This is a genomic window from Bradyrhizobium diazoefficiens, assembly GCF_016612535.1.
GTDB lineage: Bacteria > Pseudomonadota > Alphaproteobacteria > Rhizobiales > Xanthobacteraceae > Bradyrhizobium > Bradyrhizobium diazoefficiens_C.
This window is the reverse complement of sequence record NZ_JAENXS010000001.1, coordinates 2665652-2685804: the sequence shown is the minus strand read 5'-3', so window position 1 is coordinate 2685804 and position 20153 is coordinate 2665652. Positions and strand designations below refer to the sequence as shown.

At 64.5% G+C, this 20153-nt stretch carries 20 protein-coding genes and 1 tRNA gene; 9 read left to right on the top strand and 12 right to left on the bottom strand.

Annotated elements, in window-relative coordinates:
- Positions 1-84: 84 nt before the first annotated feature.
- The gene (locus tag JJE66_RS12630) at positions 85-888 is read right to left on the bottom strand and encodes an enoyl-CoA hydratase-related protein (RefSeq protein ID WP_200514584.1); all 804 of its coding nucleotides are present in this window, start codon (positions 886-888) and stop codon (positions 85-87) included.
- A gap of 160 nt (positions 889-1048) precedes the next feature.
- On the opposite strand from JJE66_RS12630, the gene JJE66_RS12625 reads away from it, so the two are divergent.
- Complete coding sequence (locus JJE66_RS12625) at positions 1049-2023, top strand: ketopantoate reductase family protein (RefSeq protein WP_200514583.1); 975 nt, start codon at positions 1049-1051, stop codon at positions 2021-2023.
- Positions 2024-2026: 3 nt separating this feature from the next.
- On the opposite strand, the gene JJE66_RS12620 is transcribed toward JJE66_RS12625, so the two are convergent.
- Positions 2027-2704: an alpha/beta family hydrolase gene (locus JJE66_RS12620; protein ID WP_200514582.1), complete on the bottom strand. Its 678-nt coding sequence runs from the start codon at positions 2702-2704 to the stop codon at positions 2027-2029.
- Positions 2705-2830: 126 nt separating this feature from the next.
- Here JJE66_RS12620 and JJE66_RS12615 point away from each other — a divergent pair, with 126 nt between their 5' ends.
- The gene (locus tag JJE66_RS12615; RefSeq protein ID WP_200514581.1) at positions 2831-3976 is read left to right on the top strand and encodes an acyl-CoA dehydrogenase family protein; all 1146 of its coding nucleotides are present in this window, start codon (positions 2831-2833) and stop codon (positions 3974-3976) included.
- 134 nt (positions 3977-4110) lie between these two features.
- Positions 4111-5721 (top strand): ABC transporter substrate-binding protein, encoded by a 1611-nt coding sequence (locus JJE66_RS12610; protein WP_200514580.1) that lies wholly within the window; start codon positions 4111-4113, stop codon positions 5719-5721.
- Positions 5722-5794: 73 nt separating this feature from the next.
- On the opposite strand, the gene JJE66_RS12605 is transcribed toward JJE66_RS12610, so the two are convergent.
- The 5 genes from JJE66_RS12605 to JJE66_RS12585 form a co-directional block, all read right to left on the bottom strand.
- Complete coding sequence (locus tag JJE66_RS12605; protein WP_200514579.1) at positions 5795-6934, bottom strand: amidohydrolase/deacetylase family metallohydrolase; 1140 nt, start codon at positions 6932-6934, stop codon at positions 5795-5797.
- 198 nt (positions 6935-7132) lie between these two features.
- Positions 7133-7209, bottom strand: a tRNA-Arg gene (locus JJE66_RS12600).
- 103 nt (positions 7210-7312) lie between these two features.
- A complete protein-coding gene (locus JJE66_RS12595; protein ID WP_200514578.1) occupies positions 7313-7684 on the bottom strand; it encodes a cupin domain-containing protein in 372 nt (123 codons plus the stop codon).
- A gap of 24 nt (positions 7685-7708) precedes the next feature.
- Positions 7709-8347: an RraA family protein gene (locus tag JJE66_RS12590; RefSeq protein WP_200514577.1), complete on the bottom strand. Its 639-nt coding sequence runs from the start codon at positions 8345-8347 to the stop codon at positions 7709-7711.
- A gap of 146 nt (positions 8348-8493) precedes the next feature.
- Positions 8494-9513, bottom strand: a complete 1020-nt coding sequence (locus JJE66_RS12585; protein ID WP_200514576.1) for an alpha/beta hydrolase — start codon at positions 9511-9513, stop codon at positions 8494-8496.
- A gap of 209 nt (positions 9514-9722) precedes the next feature.
- On the opposite strand from JJE66_RS12585, the gene JJE66_RS12580 reads away from it, so the two are divergent.
- A complete protein-coding gene (locus JJE66_RS12580) occupies positions 9723-10358 on the top strand; it encodes a hypothetical protein (RefSeq protein ID WP_200514575.1) in 636 nt (211 codons plus the stop codon).
- Between the two features lie 403 nt (positions 10359-10761).
- Here JJE66_RS12580 and JJE66_RS12575 read toward each other — a convergent pair whose 3' ends face one another.
- A complete protein-coding gene (locus tag JJE66_RS12575) occupies positions 10762-11763 on the bottom strand; it encodes a 2-dehydropantoate 2-reductase (RefSeq protein ID WP_200514574.1) in 1002 nt (333 codons plus the stop codon).
- A 184-nt stretch (positions 11764-11947) separates the two neighbouring features.
- Between JJE66_RS12575 and JJE66_RS12570 the strand changes: the two genes are divergently transcribed.
- Positions 11948-12523 carry a YidB family protein gene (locus JJE66_RS12570; protein ID WP_200514573.1) on the top strand — a complete coding sequence of 192 codons (576 nt, stop codon included), beginning with the start codon at positions 11948-11950 and terminating at the stop codon, positions 12521-12523.
- A gap of 40 nt (positions 12524-12563) precedes the next feature.
- Complete coding sequence (locus tag JJE66_RS12565) at positions 12564-12836, top strand: GlsB/YeaQ/YmgE family stress response membrane protein (RefSeq protein ID WP_200514572.1); 273 nt, start codon at positions 12564-12566, stop codon at positions 12834-12836.
- Between the two features lie 179 nt (positions 12837-13015).
- On the opposite strand, the gene JJE66_RS12560 is transcribed toward JJE66_RS12565, so the two are convergent.
- The gene (locus JJE66_RS12560) at positions 13016-13801 is read right to left on the bottom strand and encodes an SDR family NAD(P)-dependent oxidoreductase (protein ID WP_200514571.1); all 786 of its coding nucleotides are present in this window, start codon (positions 13799-13801) and stop codon (positions 13016-13018) included.
- Positions 13802-14033: 232 nt separating this feature from the next.
- Between JJE66_RS12560 and JJE66_RS12555 the strand changes: the two genes are divergently transcribed.
- Genes JJE66_RS12555 through JJE66_RS12545 form a run of 3 tightly spaced genes read left to right on the top strand, consistent with a single transcriptional unit; the run spans position 14034 to position 17115 of the window.
- Positions 14034-15098, top strand: coding sequence for an acyl-CoA dehydrogenase family protein (locus tag JJE66_RS12555; RefSeq protein ID WP_200514570.1), 1065 nt, complete (start codon positions 14034-14036; stop codon positions 15096-15098).
- A 15-nt stretch (positions 15099-15113) separates the two neighbouring features.
- Positions 15114-16274, top strand: coding sequence for an acyl-CoA dehydrogenase family protein (locus JJE66_RS12550; RefSeq protein WP_200514569.1), 1161 nt, complete (start codon positions 15114-15116; stop codon positions 16272-16274).
- A gap of 22 nt (positions 16275-16296) precedes the next feature.
- Positions 16297-17115 (top strand): enoyl-CoA hydratase/isomerase family protein, encoded by an 819-nt coding sequence (locus tag JJE66_RS12545; RefSeq protein ID WP_200514568.1) that lies wholly within the window; start codon positions 16297-16299, stop codon positions 17113-17115.
- Between the two features lie 116 nt (positions 17116-17231).
- On the opposite strand, the gene JJE66_RS12540 is transcribed toward JJE66_RS12545, so the two are convergent.
- From JJE66_RS12540 to JJE66_RS12530, 3 genes are all read right to left on the bottom strand, one after another.
- Positions 17232-17981 carry a hypothetical protein gene (locus JJE66_RS12540; RefSeq protein ID WP_200514567.1) on the bottom strand — a complete coding sequence of 250 codons (750 nt, stop codon included), beginning with the start codon at positions 17979-17981 and terminating at the stop codon, positions 17232-17234.
- Positions 17982-17983: 2 nt separating this feature from the next.
- On the bottom strand, positions 17984-18775 hold the full coding sequence (locus tag JJE66_RS12535) for an enoyl-CoA hydratase (RefSeq protein WP_200514566.1): 792 nt from the start codon (positions 18773-18775) through the stop codon (positions 17984-17986).
- 136 nt (positions 18776-18911) lie between these two features.
- Entirely contained in the window at positions 18912-20117 is a 1206-nt protein-coding gene (locus JJE66_RS12530) for an ABC transporter substrate-binding protein (RefSeq protein ID WP_200514565.1), read from the bottom strand.
- Between the last annotated feature and the right edge of the window lie 36 nt (positions 20118-20153).

Below are 20153 nucleotides of genomic sequence, written 5' to 3'. Positions count from 1 at the left end.
GCAGCGCAATGCGGGGACGCCAGCCCCGGATTTCGCTGCGCTCCGTCCGGGCTACAGTTACAGCATCTGCTGAGCAGGCAACGCTTAGCCTTTCCCGCCGCCCCAATTCGCCGCCCGCTTCTCGGCAAACGACGCCAGCCCTTCCGCCGCCTCGGCGCTCTGGCGCTTGAGCGAATGCAAGTGCACGAGCCGCGTGTAGGCGGCGTCGTCCACCGCCATTCCCCCGAACGAGCTCTCCAGCGCCAGCCGCTTGGTCTCGGCCATCGCCTCCGGGCCATTGGCGAGCAGCTGCTCGACCACCTTCGCGCCGGCGGCTTCGAGTTCGGCAAGCGGCACGACCTCATGCACGAGCCCGATGCGGCGGGCATCCTCGGCACCGAAGCGTTCGCCGGTCAGCGCGTAACGGCGGACTTGCCGTACACTTATGGCGTCGCAGAGCTGCGGGATGATGATGGCCGCCGTCAGGCCCCAGCGCACCTCGGTGATCGAGAACAGGGAATTGTCCGCCGCGATCACGACGTCGCACGCCGCGATCACGCCGGTGCCGCCGCCGAAGCAGCCGCCCTGCACCAGTGCCACGGTCGGGATCGGCAACGTGTTGAGCCGCTGTACGGCCTCGAAGGTCGCCCGGGACGCGGCTTCGTTGGCCTCCGTCGACTGCGGCCGCACGCTGTTGATCCATTTGAGGTCGGCGCCGGCCTGAAAATGCTTGCCGTTGCCCCTGAGCACGACGACGCGGAGATTGGGCTTTTGGCCGAGCTCGTCCATGGCCGCGAGCACGCCGTCGATGAGTGCACCGTCATAGGCGTTATTGACCTCCGGCCGGTTCAACGTGACGGTCGCAACCCCACGCTCATTGAGGGTCCACAAGACGGGACTGGCAGTCATCGGCGATCCTCCGGTCGTATTGGTTGACGCGCACTATGGACGAGGCGACATACCCCGATCCATATCTTTCCGGCGTGGGGCGGTCGCGCCCATCGCATGGCGGCTTGTGTCATGGTGGTGGCGCCGGGCGACGACCAGAGATCAGAGACGGGACATATCTATGCGCATCTGCATTTTCGGCTCGGGCGCCGTCGGAAGCCATCTTGCGGTCAGGCTCGCGCGCGCCGGCCACGAGGTCTCATGCGTGATGCGTGGCGCCCATCTCGAAGCCGTGCGCGCGGGCGGGCTCAAGCTGCGCGTGGGCGATTCCGAGGTCTCGGCCAAGGTGAACGCCTCCGGTGACCCGGCCCAGCTCGGCCCGCAGGATGTGGTGATCTCAACGCTGAAGGCAACCGGGCTTCAGGGGATGGTCTCCAGCATCAAGCCGCTGCTCCAGGACGACACCGCGATCGTGTTCGCGCAAAACGGCATTCCCTGGTGGTACGGTATCGGCCTGCCGCCGCGGCATCCCACGCCGCCGGACATTTCGTTCCTCGACCCGGGCGGCCGGTTGCGCGCGTGTATCCCGAAGGAGCGGATCATCGGCGGGGTGGTCTTCTCGTCCAACGAGGTGATCGCGCCCGGCGTGGTGCAGAACCTGACGCCCGATCGCAACCGCGTCCTGATCGGCGAGTGCGACGACCGCAATTGCGAGCGCATCGCGAAGCTGCGCGGTGTTCTCAACGAGGCGCGGCTGGAATCGCCGCCGGTCGCCGAGATCCGCGAGGCGATCTGGTCAAAGCTGCTGACCAACATGTCGCTGTCGGTGCTGTGCCTGCTCACGGGCCAGACCGCGCGCGGCGTGCGCGACGACCCGGCCTTCGCCGAGGTCATCCCGCGCATGCTGAACGAGGCCAACGATATCGCCCAGCACTTCATCCCCGAGGTCAAGCGCGTCACCCGCAGCGGCCCCGCCCCCAACCACAAGCCGTCGCTGCTGCAAGACTACGAGCTCGGCCGCGCCATGGAAATCGACGTGCTCGTCAAGGCGCCCGCCGCCTTTGCACGCACCGCTGGCCTGTCGACGCCGACTCTCGACCTGATCGCCGCGCTCGCGATCCAGAAGGCGCGCGACAAGGGGCTCTACTCCGCCTGAGCTTCAGGCGATCTGGTCGATCCAGGCTGCGAGCGTGTCGAGCACCTCAGTCAGCACCTCCTCGTTGCTGCGGCCGGACTTCTTCAGCACCGCGAAGGAATGATCGCCGCCGGCGATCTCGTGCAGCGTCGCCTTCGCCTCAAGCTCCGCGATCACGGGCTTGAGGTAGTGCAGGTCGGCGAGCCCGTCGCGCGTGCCTTGCAGGAACAGCATGGGGATCTCGACATGGGCGAGATGTTCTGCGCGCTCCGTCGACGGCTTTTTGTCGGCATGCAGGGGAAAGCCGAGGAAGGCGAGCCCTTTGACGCCGGGCAGCGCAGCCTTGGACTGTGCCTGCGATGTCATGCGCCCGCCGAACGATTTTCCGCCCGCCACGAGCTTGAGCCCGGGACAACGCCGCGCCGCTTCCTCGACCGCCGCGCGGATCGTGGCATGCGCGACCGCCGGCTGGTCGGGACGCCCCTGCCTGTTGTCCATGTAGGGAAAATTGAAGCGGAGCGTCGCGATGCTGCGATCGGCGAGGCCCTCCGCGATCCTGTCCATCGACGCGTGCCGCATCCCCGCACCGGCGCCGTGCGCCAGAACGTAGCAGGCGCGCGCATGACCCGGCTGCATCAGGATCGCGGAGACTGCGCCTATGCGTGCGACGTCGAGCTTGAGCTCCTGAGTTTTGACAGCCACAATCAACCATCCCGACAGACGCTGCTACGGCCGCCTAGGTAGCGCCACCGGCGCAGCCTGAAAACACAATAATTGCCGCGGCGCCCCGGCTTACCAAGCCAGCAAGCCGCATCAACCGAGGTAATCATGTCCTACCGCTCCTCCTGGATGACCGAAGAGCTCGATGTCTTCCGCGACCAGTTCCGCAAATATCTCGCCAAGGACCTGGCGCCGCATGCCGAGAAATGGCGCGAGCAGAAGATGGTCGACCGCTTCGCCTGGCGCGGGCTCGGCGAGATGGGCGCGCTGCTGGCGAGCGTGCCGGAAGAATATGGCGGACTCGGTGCAACCTTCGCCTATGACGCCGCCGTGCTCGATGATCTCGAAAGCACGGTGCCAGAGCTGACGACCGGCGTCTCCGTACACAGCGCCATCGTCGCGCACTACATCCTCAACTACGGCTCGGAGGAACAGAAGAAGCGCTGGCTGCCAAAGATGGCCTCGGGCGAGATGGTCGGCGCCATCGCCATGACCGAGCCCGGAACCGGCTCGGACCTGCAAGCGGTCAAGACCACCGCGAAGAAGCAGGGCAATTCCTACGTCATCAACGGCCAGAAGACTTTTATCACCAACGGCCAGGCTGCCGATCTCGTTATCGTCGTCGCGCGCACCGGCGACGTCGGCGCCAAGGGCATTTCCCTGATCGTGGTCGAGACATCGGGCGCGGATGGTTACAAGCGCGGGCGCAATCTCGACAAGATCGGCCTGCACGCCTCCGACACCTCCGAGCTGTTCTTCGACAACGTGACGGTGCCGCCGGAAAACCTGATCGGCGGCGAGGAAGGCCAGGGTTTTGTCCAGCTGATGCAGCAATTGCCGCAGGAGCGCCTCGCGCTGGCGGTCGGTGCCGTCGCCTCGATGGAGCGCGCGGTCAAGCTCACCACCGAGTACACCAAGGAGCGCAAAGCCTTCGGCAAGCCGCTGATGGATTTCCAGAACACCGCCTTCACGCTCGCCGAGCGCAAGACCGAAGCCATGATCGCGCGCGTCTTCGTCGACTGGTGCATCGAGCGTCTGGTCGCAAAAGACCTCGACACCGTCACGGCCTCGATGGCGAAATACTGGTGCTCGGACAAGCAGGTCCAGACCGCCGACGAATGTCTGCAACTGTTCGGCGGCTACGGCTACATGCAGGAATACCCGATCTCCCGCATCTTCATCGATTCACGGATCCAGAAGATCTATGGCGGCACCAACGAGATCATGAAGCTGTTGATCGCCAGATCCTTATAATCAGGTCGCCGTAGGGTGGCGCAACCGCGCCCTCCGATCACAACCTGCTTGTCACGCGTGGCTCCCCGCCATACGCTGCCCGTCGTCGGCAGCCGCCATCTGGTCTTGTTTGCCTCAGCTCGGGAGAATTGCGAATGGTTCACGTCTCGCGACGGAAACTGCTTCAGTTTGCGGCTGTTGCACCATCGGCACTTCCTGCGGCCTGGACGTCGGTGGCATCTGCGGCGAGCGCAAAGAAGATCCTGATTGCGGTGATGCAATCGGACCTTCGCATCACCGATCCGGGCTTCACGACGGCCATCATCACCCGCGACCATGGCTACATGGTCTACGATACGCTGCTCGGCATCGATTCCAGCTTCAAGGTGCGGCCGCAAATGGCCGACTGGACCGTATCCGCAGACAAGCTGACCTACACCTTCACCCTGCGCGACGGCTTGAAGTGGCATGACGGCGCGCCGGTGACGGCGGAGGATTGCGTCGCCTCGCTGAAGCGCTGGGGCACGAGCGTCGACGGCATGGCGCGCAAGCTGGTGGACTTCACGGCCGGCATCGAAGCCGCAGACACCAAAACGATCGTCCTCAAGCTGAAGGAGCCTTATGGCCTCGTACTGGAGACGATCGCCAAGCCATCGTCGATCTGCGCTTTCATGATGCCCAAACGGCTCGCGGAGACCCCGATCACCAAGCAGATTCCGGAGCAGATCGGCTCCGGCCCGTTCAGATTCGTGGCCGCCGAATTCCAGCCCGGCGTGAAAGCGGTCTACGACAAGAACACCGACTACGTTCCGCGCAAGGAGCCGGCCGAATGGACATCGGGTGGCAAGGTGGTCAAGGTCGACCGTGTCGAATGGCTGACGATGCCGGACGCGCAGACCGCGCTCAACGCGCTGCAATCCGGTGATGTCGATTTCGTCGAAACGCCGCCATTCGACCTGCTGCCCGTGCTCGAGTCCAATCCGGACATCAACGTGACGATCCTGAATAAATTCGGCTTCCAATCGTTCGGCCGGATGAACTTCCTGCATCCGCCGTTCGACAATGTGAAGATCCGCCGCGCCGCGTTGCTCGCGCTCAATCAGAAAGACATTCTCGACGCCCAGATCGGCAATCCCAAATACTACAAGCTCTGCGGCGCATTCTTCATCTGCGATACGCCGCTGGCCAGCGATGCCGGCGGCGAGACCCTGATCAAGGGCAACGGCATGGCGGACGCCAAGAAGGCGTTGGCCGAGGCCGGCTATGATGGCACGCCCGTGGTGATCCTGGCGCCGACCGACCAGATCCTGCTGAAAGCGCAGCCCGTCATGGCCGCGCAGCTGTTGCGCGAGGCCGGCTTCAAGGTCGATCTTCAGGCGATGGACTGGCAGACCGTGGTCACCCGCCGCGCCAACCAGAAATCCCCGAAGGAAGGCGGCTGGAACATGTTCTTTACCTACCAGGGCGCCGCCGACTCGATGAACCCCCTCGTCAATGGCGCGATGGTCGGCAAGGGCAAGGAGGGCGGCTGGTTCGGCTGGTCCGAGGACCCCAAGCTCGAGCAGCTGCGGGACGCTTTTGCCCGCGCCACCTCGCCGGAACAGCAGAAGAAGATTGCCCTCGATATCCAGAAGGAGGCCTACGATCAGGTGATCTACGTCCCGCTCGGCCAGTTCCAGGCGCCGAGCGCATGGCGCAAATCGCTCACCGGCGTGATCGACGGCCCGGCGACGCCGATGTTCTGGAACGTGGACAAGAACGATTGAGCCGCGGTTCGAGCGCAGCAGCAAGGCGCCGCATGGAAGGCCCCTCTCCCATTCTTACGCGGAGAGGCGAAGCCTAGTTCGGATGCCACCAGCGGCCGCCGATGACGACACCTTCGGAGACGATCTTGCGGTCGCCGATCAGGTGCTCGCCGACGACGTCCTCATAGTCGAACTGGCCTTGCTTCACCGAGATCAGCGTGGCGTCGCCGACGCTGCCCGGCTTGAGGCTGCCAAGCTCGGGCCGCCGCAGCGCCATTGCGGCATTCTCCGTCGACGCCGCGATGACATCCGACAGCTCCATGCCCATGCACAGGAATTTCGACATGGTCGTCACTTGGTCGAAGGCCGGCCCGTCGATGCAGAGCTGGTGGATGTCCGATGAGATGGTGTCCGGATAGAAGCCGTTGGCGAGCATCGCACGCGCGGTCTTGAACGCGAACGAGCCCTTGCCGTGGCCGATATCAAACAGCACGCCGCGCTCGCGCGCGTCCAGTACCGCCTTCTTCACCGTGCCCTGCGCGGTCGCCGGCGTGTTCGGGAACGGGCGGAAGGCGTGGGTCAGTACGTCGCCGGGACGCAGGCGGGCCAGCACCTCCTCGTAGCTCGGCGGCGGATGGTCGATATGCGCCATCAGGGGCATGCCGACCTCGTTCGCGACTTCGAGCGCGATGTCGAGCGGCACCGTCCCCGACGTGCCCGAGGAATGCAGTCCGACGCGGACCTTGATGCCGACGATGAGGTCGCGGTTGGCATCGGCCACCTTGGCCGCTTCGATCGGATTCATCAGCCGCAGCTCCTCGCTCTCGCCGACCATGATCCGGTGCGAGAAGCCGAAGATGCCGGCATGCGAGACATGCAGATAGGCGAGGATGCGGACCTGGCTCGGCTCGATCACATGCTTGCGGAAGCCCGCGAAATTGCCGGGGCCGGCGCTGCCGGTGTCGACCGAGGTGGTGACGCCGGAGGTGCGGCAGAATTCCTCGGCATCGATGCCGAGCGATGTGCCGCCCCAATAGACGTGGGTGTGGAGATCGATCAGCCCCGGCGTCACGATGAACTGCGAGACGTCCCGGACCTCGGTGGTCGGATCGGCCTTCAGCCCGCTGCCGACAGCGGCGACCTTGCCACCCGAAAATGCGACATCCGTCACGGCGTCGAGCTTCTGCGAGGGGTCAACGATCCGTCCGCCGCGCAGGATCAAATCGAAAGGCATCATCGTCTCCGGATATTGCAGGGGCATGGCGCGGCACGTGGCGACCGGCAAGCCTCTTGCCTGTAGCAAGTTTTGCGCCGGACGAGCAAACTGCGATAGGGCGGATTGGTGTGAGCGTCATACGCTCCGCTAACCGACCGCGAAGCCTCTGCGGCCAGCCGGCGTCGAGCCTTCTCAGAAATGTTTTGAAGGCATTAATGGCGATCCCGGCATGACTCGAACATGCGACCTACGGTTTAGGAAACCGCCGCTCTATCCGGCTGAGCTACGGGACCGCGGAACCCGCCCGTGAGGCGGGTTGCCTGGACGCGTTCATAGCAAAGCGGTGGCGGGATCGGAAGCCCTTCGCTTGGCCGAATACGAGGTCTGCCCGCCTCGTCAGGTCGTCCCGAAACCCGATCCCGCTTTTTTGTATTCAGGCCGCGGTGGACTGAAAATGTCCAGCACGCGGGCGCCGTCGGGCCCGGCGCGCATGGTGTGCGGCACGTTGCCGGGCGTGCGCCAGAAGTCTCCCTTCTTCACGGCAATCTCCTCGCCGCCCTGGACGCGGATCGCGGAGCCGTCCAGCAGCACGCCCCATTGCTCCTCGGGATGATGGTGCAGTGTACCTTGCGCGTGCGGCGCCAGCGTCACCACCGACAGCATCGCCTGCTCGCCGGAAAAGATGCGCGTGGTCACCCCGGCCGCCAGTTCGCGAAACAGCCCGTCGGCGGCATTGTCGAGATTGTGGAATTCGTCCTTCTGGCTCACGCGATCCTCCCTGCCCTGCTTTGATTATGACTTGCCGTAAGAGCCCTGATAGCGGCCCTCGCGGATGGCTTTCAGTGTCTCCTCCTCGCGCGTGATCTGGGCACGCACGGCCTCCAGCAGTGCTGCGGCGCCCGTGGCGGGAAACGACACCACGCCGTCCTCGTCACCCACCACGATATCGCCGGGCGAGATCACGCTGCCGCCGATCGACACGGGCACGTTGATCTCACCCGGGCCGTTCTTGTAGGGGCCGCGATGGATCACTGCGCGTGCGAAGCAGGGAAAGTCGTCGCCGGCGAAGGCCGCGACATCGCGGATCGCGCCGTCGATCACATAACCTTCCGCTTTGCGCCACTGCGCGATGTTTTTCATGATCTCGCCGACCAGCGCCCGGGTCTCGTCGCCGCCGCCATCGACCACGATGACATCGCCGGGACCGACCAGCTCGAGCGCGCGGTGGATGGCGAGGTTGTCGCCCGGCCGGGTGCGCACCGTGAAGGCCGTCCCCACCAGCTTGCCACTGTGGTGATAGGCCTTTAGCCCGACGGCGCCTGGAAGCCGGCCGAGATTGTCGGAAATGATCGAGGTCGGCGCGACCCTGAAGCCCTCGATGATCTCTGCCGGTGGTTTCGGCACACTATTCGCTGCGATCGTGATGGTCATGCAGTTCGGTCCTTCCGTCATTCTTCTCAGTCGGCGTGCGCCCGCGCCTTCGACGGCATGATGCGGAACGCGCGCCCCTCAGGCCTTCAAGACACAGGGCCTTCAAGACGCAAGCCTTGCAAGACGCAAGCTTGAAAGCGCCCTCATCACCGCTCCGCGCCGCAGCCCGGAATATCGAACAGCGCGGCAAGCCCGCACTTGGAGGCCAGCATCTTGTCGCCGTCATGGCCGACGCCGGCGACGTCCCACACCCGATGATTGGGCGTACCGTGATCTCGCTTCGCCATCGCGTCGGCATAGGCGTGACCGCGGGCGTAGCGATGCGGGCCTTGCGCTTCGCCCATGCAGCTCTTGTCTGCCGCGGGCTTGGTGTCGAGCGTGCCGAGCAGATAGATCACGTCGCGCTCGACATAGCGCTGCTCGAGTGCGGCTGGTGTTGCGTCGGCAAGATAAGGCGGTCGCTCATCCATGCCGTATTTCCAGTTGTTAAAGCCCGCGCAGGAGGCGGCGACGGCCGGCACGGGACGCTCCGCGCTGAAATAGGCATAGGACGATGGGTTGGCGACGACGTAGCGGACGTCGATGTGCTGACGCGACAGCGCCGCCTCGCCCTTGCCGGCGATAGCGTAGCGCTGCACGACCTGGCCGCCGCCGGAATGGCCGGCAACCACGACCTGTTTCAAGTTCGGGAAGATGCGCCGGTCCGAGAGTTTTGCAAGGATCGCATCGAGCGCCTCGAAGGAGGGGACCGGATTCGGTGCAAGCGCTGCATCGCCGCCCTCCCACTCCTCCGGCGACCAGCGCAGCGTGTCGGCGGGCAGCTTGTGGGCTTCGATATCGACCTCTGCCAGAAACTGCGGCACGATCATGAGCGCGCTCTTGCCGTCCTCGCCGGCCGCGACCTGCGCTGTGTGGGCTGAGATGTAATATTCGTCGGCATTGCGCAGGCGTCCATGCAGCACGATGACGGCACGCGAGATCGCCGGCAGCGGCATCGACCAGTCGCTCGAGAGATACAGCGGCAATAGTCCGTGGCCGCCGACCGACAGCCGAGCATCTGCGACGACCTTCACCGGCTTGTGGTTGGGTGCCTCGTCCTCTGCGGCGAGCGCGCGGCCGCAAACCAGCACCAACGCGATTGCGGCCAAACAGCTCAGCGCTCTCATGTTCGATCATCCGCTTCGAATTCAGTTCGATAAAACTCTAAACGCATCACATGCAGCGCGGCTGTGACTCCCGGGCCACGTCAAGCAAAAAATGTCAGCAACCCAGCCATGAAATTCCCGGGTTCCACGGGTGACAACCCGGCGATAATGGAGCAAAAATCAGGCTCGACCCAGTTAGGGTTGAGTTTTTCAGGGAATGCTCTCGTAGAATGTCGGACGTAGTTGCATCGCGTCGTGCGGCGCCGTTTTTCGTTGCCGCAGCAGGGTTTTTTCTGCTGACGTCGCCGCATGCCCACGCGCAATGGTGGAAGCACGCACCGGTCGATTTCGAGGAATGCGCCGACGCCGCCGAAAAATCCGCGACCAAGGCCGAGAAGACCGCAGCCCTTGCGGACTGCAACGCCAAATTCGCCGGCCGGCGCAAGGCGGGCGGCGGCTACACCTACTACGATTTCCTCCAGGACCGCAGCTTCGACATCGCGGGGCCGAACCCGACGTCGGAGGAGCAGAAGAAGATCGACGAATCCTACACCGCCTATCTCGCCGATCAGCGACGCAGCAATGAAGCGGCCCAGGCCGTAGCGCGCCAGCAACGCGAGCAGCAGGAACAACAGGCGCAGCGGCTCCAGCAGGTCGCGTTGCGATCCGACGTCGCACGCGTGCCCGTCCCGGTGGAGCGGCCGAAGGTGTTACAGACCGTCGGCGCCGATGGGCGACCGCGACCGAAGGGCGCAAACTGCGCCAGGGGCTCGTTCTCCTGCGAATGGCCGCGGCTGTCAGAAGGATTGAACGACTTGAAGAAGCTGTTCAGCCCGACGCCGAGCAAGTCGGCGAAGAAGAGCTGAGGCTCGCTGTTACGATGCTCTCAGATGTCGTCCCGGCGAAGGCCGGGACCCATTATCCCAGGGAGTAGTTGTAGCACGAGATTAGCGACCGCGAGTCTTCGCCCAAATTCAATTCGGTGGTTATGGGTCCCGGCCTTCGCCGGGACGACAGCGGAGACCTATGCGTCAGTTCGTCTGCTTCTTCTTGGTGCGCTTGGGTGTCACCACGGGCGTAGTCACCGGCGCCGTTGTCGTCGGTGAACTACCCAATTGCAACCTGCTTTCCTGCAATCGCCTGTCATAGCCGGGAGAGTTCATGACCGTCGGCGGCCTCGCCTCCGCAACCGTCGATCCGCTGCAGAATGCGATCAGCGCAAGCCCAATCAACCGACGTTTCATCGCGCTCCTCCTTGAACAGTAGATCTCAACCGCGAATCTGCTGCGGCGTCAGCCCGGGCGGGCCCTTGCCCGCTGCTTCTGCCTCCTTCACCAGCGCAACAATGCGGCGCATCAGCGGCACATCGACATTGTTCTGCTCGGCGAGCGCGATGACCGCGCCCTGGAGGTAGTCGATCTCGGTCTTGCGGCCCAGCTTCAGGTCCTGCCACATCGAGGAGCGCGCCTCGGGATCGATTTTCATCGTCCGCCCCAGGATCGCGTTGAAGATCATGTCGGGCAATCTGAGCAGGGTGGGCATCCAGTTCGGCGGGATCGGTGTCGCCGAGGCCGGTGTAACGCCCGCGGCCTTCAGGACGGCGAGGCCTTCCGCCATCTGGTCGGCGAACAGTTTTCGCCAGTCGCGATTTGCCAATTGTGCAGCCAGCGGCATGCCGGACAGCGCGCTGAGCGCGTTGTTCAGATTGATGATCAGCTTGCCCCATTGCACGCCGGTGATGTCGCGGCTGGCGCGCACGGCCAGCCCCGGCACCGAGAGCGCCGAGGCGGTGTTCTCCGCATCTTCGCCGACATGGATGTCGCCAGAGCTCGAGCGGTGGAAGCGCCCTTCGCCCATCGCGACCACATTGAACGGCACCATGCCCGCGAGCACGCGTCGGCCGCCCAGCCGCTCATGCAGAGTGGCGACATTGCCGACGCCGTTCTGCAAGGACACGATGATGGCATCCTGCGGCGCGTGCTGTGCGATCTGGTCGGCGACGTCGGCGGTGTCGGCGCTCTTCACCGTGACCAGCACGATGCCGGCGCTGTGGAAGATCGCGGGGTCCTCCGACAACGCAATCTGGCCCCCAGCCAACTTCTTCTCGGAGCCATCGAAATCCGTCAGCCGCAGGCCGAACCGCTCGATCTCGGTCTTCACCCGCGGCCTCACCAGGAGTGCGACGCGGCGGCCGGAAGCGGCCAGCTGGCCCCCGACGAAACAACCGATGGCGCCCGCGCCGGCTACCACGATCGATCGATCCGCCACCATCTGACCTCGCTCCCTGAACGGCCCGCTTTCGATAGCAGAGGCAAAGAGCTGAGGCGAGACCGGCTGGCCGATCGCGGCCAAAGCGCATCCGCCTTGTAACCGTCATGAGAGCCCCATATGGTTTTGCCCCGCGGGCCTGTCAGCGGCGAGAGCTCGCTGCACGAGAGCGCCAAAGGAGAGCATTATGGGTCTACTCGACGTCCTCAACGGCATGCAGAACGGCCCGCGCGGCCCGAGCACGCCGAGCTCACAATCATCCTCCGGCGGCATGTCGCCGATGACCATGGCGATCCTCGGCCTGCTCGCCTGGAAGGCGTTCAAGCATATGACCGCAACACAGTCCGGCACAGCTCCGCAACCGTCACCGGCGCCAGCTCCTCCGCCCACGAGCACCGCGGATAGCGGCGGTGTTGGCGGCCTTGGTGGCCTGCTCAAGGGCGGCCTCGGCGGCCTGCTCGCGGGCGGCGCGGCCGGCAGCGTGCTGAGTGGCGGGCTCGGCGATCTCCTCAACCAGTTGCAGCAGGGCGGCCACGGCGAGACCGCGAACACCTGGGTCGGCAAGGGCGAGAACAAGGCGATCGCGCCTGGCGATCTCGCCAATGCGCTCGGCGCCGACCAGATCGAGAGCCTGTCCGCGCAGAGCGGCCTGTCGCGTGACGAACTGCTGTCCGGCCTCAGTCAGTATCTGCCGCAGGTGGTCGATCATTTGACGCCGGACGGCCGGCTGCCGACCGAGAACGAGCTCTCGGGCAAAATTTAATCCAAATTGGATCTACGCATTCGGCAAGGGGAGCACGGACATGAGCATGGGCGGCATCTTGTGGATCATCGTCGTCGGCTTCGTCGCCGGCCTCATCGCACGTTTTCTGGCGCCGGGGCCGAACAACCCGTCGGGCTTCATCCTCACCACCATTCTCGGCATCGTCGGTGCGTTTCTCGCCACCTTCATCGGCCAGGCCATCGGCCATTACGGTCCGGACCAGGGCGCCGGCTTCATCATGGCCACGATCGGCGCCGTGGTGGTGCTGTTCATCTGGCACCGGCTGGTGGCGAGCGGCGTGATCAAGGGGTAGCCCGCCGTCTCGTCCTATAAATTCTTGTGTCGTCCCGGCGAAGGCCGGGACCCATACCCACAGGATTTGGTTTGGCGAAGATTCGGAGCTACCAGCCTCGCGTCAAACTACTCCCTGGGGTTGTGGATCCCGGCCTTCGCCGGAACGACACTTGTGTTTGCCGCGCTCGACGAATGCAATCACGCAATCAAATGCATCCCCGCGTCCATGCGCACGACCTCGCCGGTCATGTTGCTGGAGGCCGGCATCGCCAGGAAGCAGACGAGCTGCGCGATGTCCTCGGCGGTTGAAGCGACCCTGAGCGGCACCTTGGCCACGACGCTGTCGCGCACCTGCTTGGCACCGGCCTCGCCGCGGCCCTTCGTAAACCAGGGTGTGTCGATATAGCCGGGGCATACCGTGTTGACGCGGATCAGCGGCGCCAGCGCGCGCGACAGCGACAGTGTCATCGTGTTCAGCGCGCCCTTGCTGGCGGCATACGCAATCGACGAGCCGACGCCGCTGATGCCGGCGACCGAGGATACGTTGACCACCGCAGACGGCCGCTCCGACGCCTTCGCTCCGGCCTCAAGCAGGCTGCGCGCCGCACGCACCATCTGGAACGGGCCGATGGTGTTGACACCGTAGAGCCGCCGGAAATCTTCCGCCGACAATCCGTCGAGGTCGGCATGGGCGACATGTTTGGTAATGCCGGCATTGTTGACGAGGATGTCGAGCCGCCCCCAGCCGGTTGCCGCCGCAACGATTCTGCGGCAATCGTCATCCTTCGAGACGTCGCCCTGCGCGACCAGCACTTCCGCTGCACCCGCCTTGCGGCAGAGCTCTGCCGTCGCCTCGGCTTCCTTCTGGCTCGACGAATAGTTGATGACGAGCCGCGCCCCGGTCCGTGCGAGAATTTCAGCGGTCGCAGCACCGAGGCCGGATGCGGACCCCGTCACGATTGCGCACAAATTGTCCTCGGTCATCCGGATTTCCTTCCCTTTGTAAGTTGCTGGCGCTTTGTTTAGCGAGTTTGCCGCGCCCTGCAAATCGAGCAAACTCCGCTAAGCGGAATTAATGTGCCCATGCCGCCGCCGCAGATGGGCCTGCGATCAACGCTTGTCAGGGCCATGGCTTTTTCGGATCATCGGGCGCAAGAAGAAACTGCGCGCCGGCCCACCAGGCAAGGCACGCCAATGGTAAAACACGAGGAACGCTGTGGCGGAGAGTGACAATATCGTCGTCGAGACCGCGGAGAAAATCTTCGCCGATCTCGCCGATCCGCAAGAGATCAACAACGACAAGAAGGGTTCCTGGCAAGCGCCGCTGTGGCGGGCGCTGAGCGAAGCCGGCTTGCCCCTGGCCTGGGTGCCCGACGATCTCGGCGGCTCCGGCGCGAGCCTCGCCGACGGTTTTGCGCTGCTGAACGCCGCTGGCCGCTTTGCCGTCGCGGTTCCCCTGGCGGAGACCATGCTGGCGGGCTGGCTGCTGGCGCAGGCGAAGATCGCCTCGCCGGAAGGCGAGATGACGGTGCTGCCGGCCTCCCCGAAAGACCGCATCACGATCGATGCCGACGGCTCCCTCTCCGGCCGCGCACGCGGCGTGCCCTTTGCAAAGGCGGCGAAGCATTTTGCCGTGCTCGCGCACGGCAAGGACGAGGTCTCAATCGCGCTGGTCGATGCCGCCAAGGCGCGGACCGAATCCGGGCTCAATGTCGGCTACGACCACAGCGACACCGTCACGCTCGAAAAGATTCAGCCCGTCACCATCAAGCCGGCGCCGAAGGGTTTTGACCAGACCACCATGATGCTGATGGGCGGCGTCGCGCGCAGCCTGCAGATTGCCGGCGCGCTCGAAGCGATGCTCGGCATCTCCGTGCGCTACTCCAACGAACGCGTCGCCTTCGAGAAGAAGATCTCGAAATTCCAGGCGGTGCAGCACAATCTCGCCCGCCTTGCCGGCGAATCTGCAGCAGCTCTTGCGGCGGCGACATCCGCGGCCGACGCTATCTCGAATGCGGCCTCCTTTGACGACGCCGTCTACCTCGAGGCAGCAGCGGCAAAAATCCGCTGCGCTGAGGCTGCGGAAAAGGGCGGCGGCATCGCGCATCAGGTCCATGGCGCAATCGGCTTCACCATCGAGCACATTCTGCATCGCTATTCGTTGCGGGCGCTGGCCTGGCGCGACGATTTCGGTTCGGAAAGCCACTGGGCCGTCGAGCTCGGCAAGCTGGTTGCCAAGCGCGGGGCCGATGAATTGTGGCCGCTCGTGGCGTCACGCTGATCAGGGAACGAAGACATGACCGCTGCCCTCCGTTTCGATCCGATCCGCCTGCCGCCCGAGTGCGAGCAACTGCGCAAGGAAGTGCGCGCCTTCCTCGCCGAAGAAATCGCCGCCGGCACCTTCAGTCCATTCAAGCCCAACCGCGAAGACACCGACGTGCCGGAATTTTCTCGCAAGGTGGGCGCCAAGGGCTGGCTCGGCATGACCTGGCCGAAGAAATATGGCGGCCAGGAACGTTCCTTCCTCGAGCGCTACGTCGTGACGGAAGAGATGCGCGTCGCCAACGCACCGACACGGCGCTTCTTCGTCGCCGACCGCCAGAGCGGGCCGGTGCTCATCAAATACGCGCCTGAGCACATCAAGATGGACATCCTGCCGCGCATCTGCCGCGGCGAGATCTGTTTTGCGATCGGCATGAGCGAGCCGAACTCCGGCTCCGACCTGTTCGCGGCCAAGACGCGCGCGACCAAGACCGACGGCGGCTATCTCATCAACGGCACCAAGATCTGGACCTCGTCGGCGCACATCGCCGACTACATGATCGCGATTTTCCGCACGTCACCGCCGACCAAGGAAAACCGCCGTCACGGCCTGACGCAATTTCTGGTCAAGATGAAGCAGCCGGGCATCCAGGTGAACCCGATCGGGCAGATCACCGGCCAGTACGAGTTCAACGAGGTGGTCTTCACCGACTTCTTCGTACCCGAAGATCATGTGCTGGGCGAGGTCGACGGCGCCTGGAAGCAAGCAACGAGCGAGCTCGCTTATGAGCGTTCCGGCCCCGAGCGCTTCCTTGAGACCTATTACGTGCTGACCGAGTTGGTCCGCGCGGTCGGTCCCAATCCGGACACGCGCAGCGCCGAAGGCATCGGCCGGCTGGTCGCACAGCTCCACACCATGCGGCGCATGTCGGTCTCGGTTGCCGGCATGCTGCAGGCCGGCAAGGAGCCGGTGGTCGAAGCTTCCATCGTCAAGGATATCGGTACGGTCTGGGAGCAGCAGCTTCCGCACCGGGTGCGAGATCTCGCCGCCTTCGTCGAGGAAACCGCGACCAACCGCGAGACGCTGGAGCGGCAGCTCGACTTCGCGATCAAGACCGCGCCGAAACTCACCATCCAGGGCGGCACCACCGAGGTTCTGCGCGGCATCATCGCCCGCGGCCTTGGGTTGCGCTGAGCAAAATCATTCGAGGATCATCATGAGCACCTACAAAGATATCGGCGTCGAGAAGGTCGGACATGTCGGCACCATCGAGATCCGCAGGCCTCCGCTCAACTTCTTCGACATCTCGCTGATCAACCAGATCGCGGATGCGCTCGACGAGTTCGATCGCGATATCGAGATCCGTAGCTCCGTGCTCTCGGCGCAGGGCAAGGCGTTCTGCGCCGGCGCCAACTTTGGCGATCCGGCGCGGCAGGCGCAGGAAGCGCGTGAGGCCGAGAAGACGGCCAAGGGCGATCCCGCTGACAATCTCGGCCCGATCAACCATCTTTACATCCAGGCGGTGCGCATCTTCCGCGCCAAGAAGCCGATCGTTGCTGCCGTGCAGGGCGCCGCCATCGGCGGCGGACTCGGGCTCGCCGTATCGGCTGACTTCCGCGTCACCTGCCCGGAAGCGCGTTTCTCCGCTAACTTTACAAAACTCGGCTTCCATCCCGGCTTCGGCCTGACAGTGACGCTGCCGGAGCTGATCGGCAAGAATAACGCGGAGCTGATGTTCTACACCAGCCGCCGCGTCACCGGCGAGGAAGCCGTCAAATGGGGCCTCGCCAACGAGCTGGTGCCGCAGGATCAGGTGAAGGCGGCTGCGATGAAGCTTGCCGGCGAGATCGCCGAATGCTCCCCGCTCGGCCTTGTCTCCACCCGCGCCACGATGCGCGCCGGATTGGCCGATCGCGTCATGGCCGCGACCAATCACGAGCTGGTCGAGCAGACCCGCCTGCGCGCGACGGAAGATTTCAAGGAAGGCGTGAAGGCAACGGAAGAGCGGCGGACGGCGAATTTTAGGGGGCGGTAGTTCGGTCTTCTCGTCGTATCGCTCGGGCGGCTCCACAACTTCCCCTGTCGTCCCGGCCCGGCCTAGTGCGCAATTGCGCACTAGGCCGGGACGACAGGGGTGTTTGCGGCAACAGCTTAGGCAGAAAGCCGAAACGTCACTCCACCCAACAGAAACTCGTTGCCCGCAACCGCCAACCCCTTGGCCTTGGCGGCATGTAGCACCCGCGCCGTATCCGTGACCCGAAACTCCAGCGCGCTCATGATTTCGCTCGCGCCCTTCACGAAGCGGAAGGTTGCGTTGGGCAGGTTCAATTCGGCATCGCTCGGCGCAACGCCGATGATCCTGCCCCAGTGCGCCGCCAGCCCCAGCGGGTCCGGGCTCTGCATCTCCACGCCCGTCAGCGCCTGCGTCACGTCCTTGCGGATGAACTTTTGCCAGTCCGGGCCGGCCGGCGGATACGGGCCCAGAATGTCGTCGCTGCCTTCGGTGTGGTTGAACTCGATGAAGGCGGCGCGGCAATCGCGGGGGTGGAGCTGCACGCCGTGATAGGGCGCGTGGTCGATGACGTTGGCGGTGCGCACGCCCAGCGCATTGGCGTTGCGGCCGCGCTCGTCCGGATCGTTGCAGCAGAAGATCGCCATGTAGCCGCCGCGGCCGCCGGTCTTCTCGATGAAGCGGCCGGCCGTGGTGCCGTCCTTGAACGGCGCCACCACCTCCAGCAAAATCGTGTCGACCGGGAGCAGCGCGTTCTCCAGGCCGTATTTCGCGACATTGCCGTCCCGGTAGCAGACCGCGAGGCCCATGATCTCGACGATATCGGAGATCACAGGCGCGAGCTGCGGCGCGACCAAACAGATCTGGCGCAGCCGCATATAGGGCGCCATCGTCATGCGCCCTTGAAGGCTGGCTTGCGTTTCTCGACGAAAGCCTTTGCGGCTTCCTTGTGGTCCTCCGTGTCGCTGCAGCGGGTGTGATGGATCGCTTCGCCGTCGAAGCAGTCTTCCAGCGGCAGATGCTCGGCATTATTGATGTTGCGCTTGATGAAACCGAGCGCGATCGACGGCCCTTGCGCCAGCGACAGCGCGAGCTCGTATGCGGCCGCGTCGATCTCGGCGTCGGGGACGACCTTGGTCACCATGCCGATGGCATGTGCTTCCTTGGCCGTGAGCACCGGCGACGTCAGATAGAGCTCGCGCGCCCGCGCGCTGCCGAGCAGCTGGGTCAGGAAATAGGTGCCGCCGTAATCGCCGGAGAAGCCGACTTTTGCGAAGGCAGTGGTGATCTTGCAGGATTCAGAGGCGACACGGAGATCGCAGGATAGCGCCATCGAAAGCCCGGCGCCGGCGGCAGCACCATCGAGCTGCGCCACCACGGGCTTCGGCATCTGATGCAGGATGCGCGAGACCTCCATGCCGCGGCGCAGGTTCGCCATTTTCACCTCGAACGGCAGTGGCGCACGGCTGGCCGCCATCGACTTGACGTCACCGCCGACGCAGAACGAGCCGCCGGCGCCCTTGAACAGCACCGCGCGAACATCCGGATCGTCAGCCGCGCGACGCGCCGCCTCGACCAATCCGGCCACCATCTCGGGGTTGAGCGCGTTCTTCCGCTCGGGCCGGTTCATGGTGATGGTGAGCAGCCCGCCTTCGAGCTTTTGCAGAACCATGTCGTTGCTCATGGGTGTCTCCCTTGTTGTTGTTTTCGTCATTCCGGGCGCGCGAAGCGCGAGCCCGGAATCCATGTCTCAACCGTCACTGCGGCCCGATGAATCCCGGGCTCGCTTCGCGCCCGGGATCGTGACTTACTTCACGACGTCACTTCTTCACCAGCGGGCAGCGCGACTGCTCAAGCGACTGGAACGCCTCGTTGCCGGGCACCGTGGCGAGGAGCTTGTAGTCGTCCCAACGGCCCTTGGATTCCGACGGCTTCTTCACCTCGAACAGGTACATGTCGTGGATCATGCGGCCGTCCTCGCGGATCTTGCCGTTCTTGGCGAAGAAGTCGTTGATCGGCGTCTCCTTCATCACCTTCATGACCGCGGCTGAATCGGTCGTGCCGGCCGCCTTCACGGCCTTCAGATAGTGAGTGACGGAAGAGTAGACGCCGGCCTGCGCCGAGGTCGGCGGCCGCTTCATGCGTTCCTGGAAGCGCTTCGAGAACGCACGCGTCTCGTCGTTGAGGTCCCAGTAGAAGGCTTCCGCGAGCAGCAAACCCTGCGCAGTCTCGAGCCCGATCGAGTCGATGTCGGTGACAAAGGCGAGCAGTGGCGAGATCTTCTGGCCGCCCTTCATGATACCGAATTCGGCCGACTGCTTGATGGCGTTGACGGTGTCGCCGCCCGCGTTCGCAAGGCCGATGACCTTGGCTTTCGATGCCTGAGCCTGGAGCAGGAACGACGAAAAATCCGACGTATTAAGCGGATGGCGCACGCTGCCGAGCACCTTGCCGCCGGTCTTGATGACGACGGCGCTGGTGTCCTTCTCCAGATCCTGGCCGAAGGCATAATCGGCAGTCAGGAAGAACCAGGTGTCGAGGCCGGATTTCACCGCGGCAAGGCCCGTGACGTTGGCCTGGCCGAACGTGTCGAACACGTAGTGCACGGTGTAGGGACCGCAGGCCTCATTGGTGAGACGGATCGAGCCCGGGCCGTTGAACATGATGATCTTGTTGCGCGCTTTCGCGATCTCGCCGGCGGCAAGGGCGGTCGCGGAGGCCGCGACGTCATAGATCATCTCGACGCCCTGATTGTCGATCATGTCGCGGGCAATGTTGGCAGCAAGGTCGGCCTTGTTCTGATGGTCGGCCGCCAGCACCTGGATCTTGCGTCCCAGCACCTCGCCACCAAAGTCCTCAACGGCCATCTTGGCCGCAGTCTCGCTGCCGGGGCCGGTGATGTCGGCGTAGAGGCTCGACATGTCGAGGATGCCGCCGATCTTGAGGGGGGGCTTGTCCTGGGCCTGCGCGGCGCTTGCGCTGAGAGCCAACGCGGCGGCAAAAATGCCCGACAAAATATGCCTCATCGAAAAGACCTCCCTTGATCGCCTGACTCTGAATGG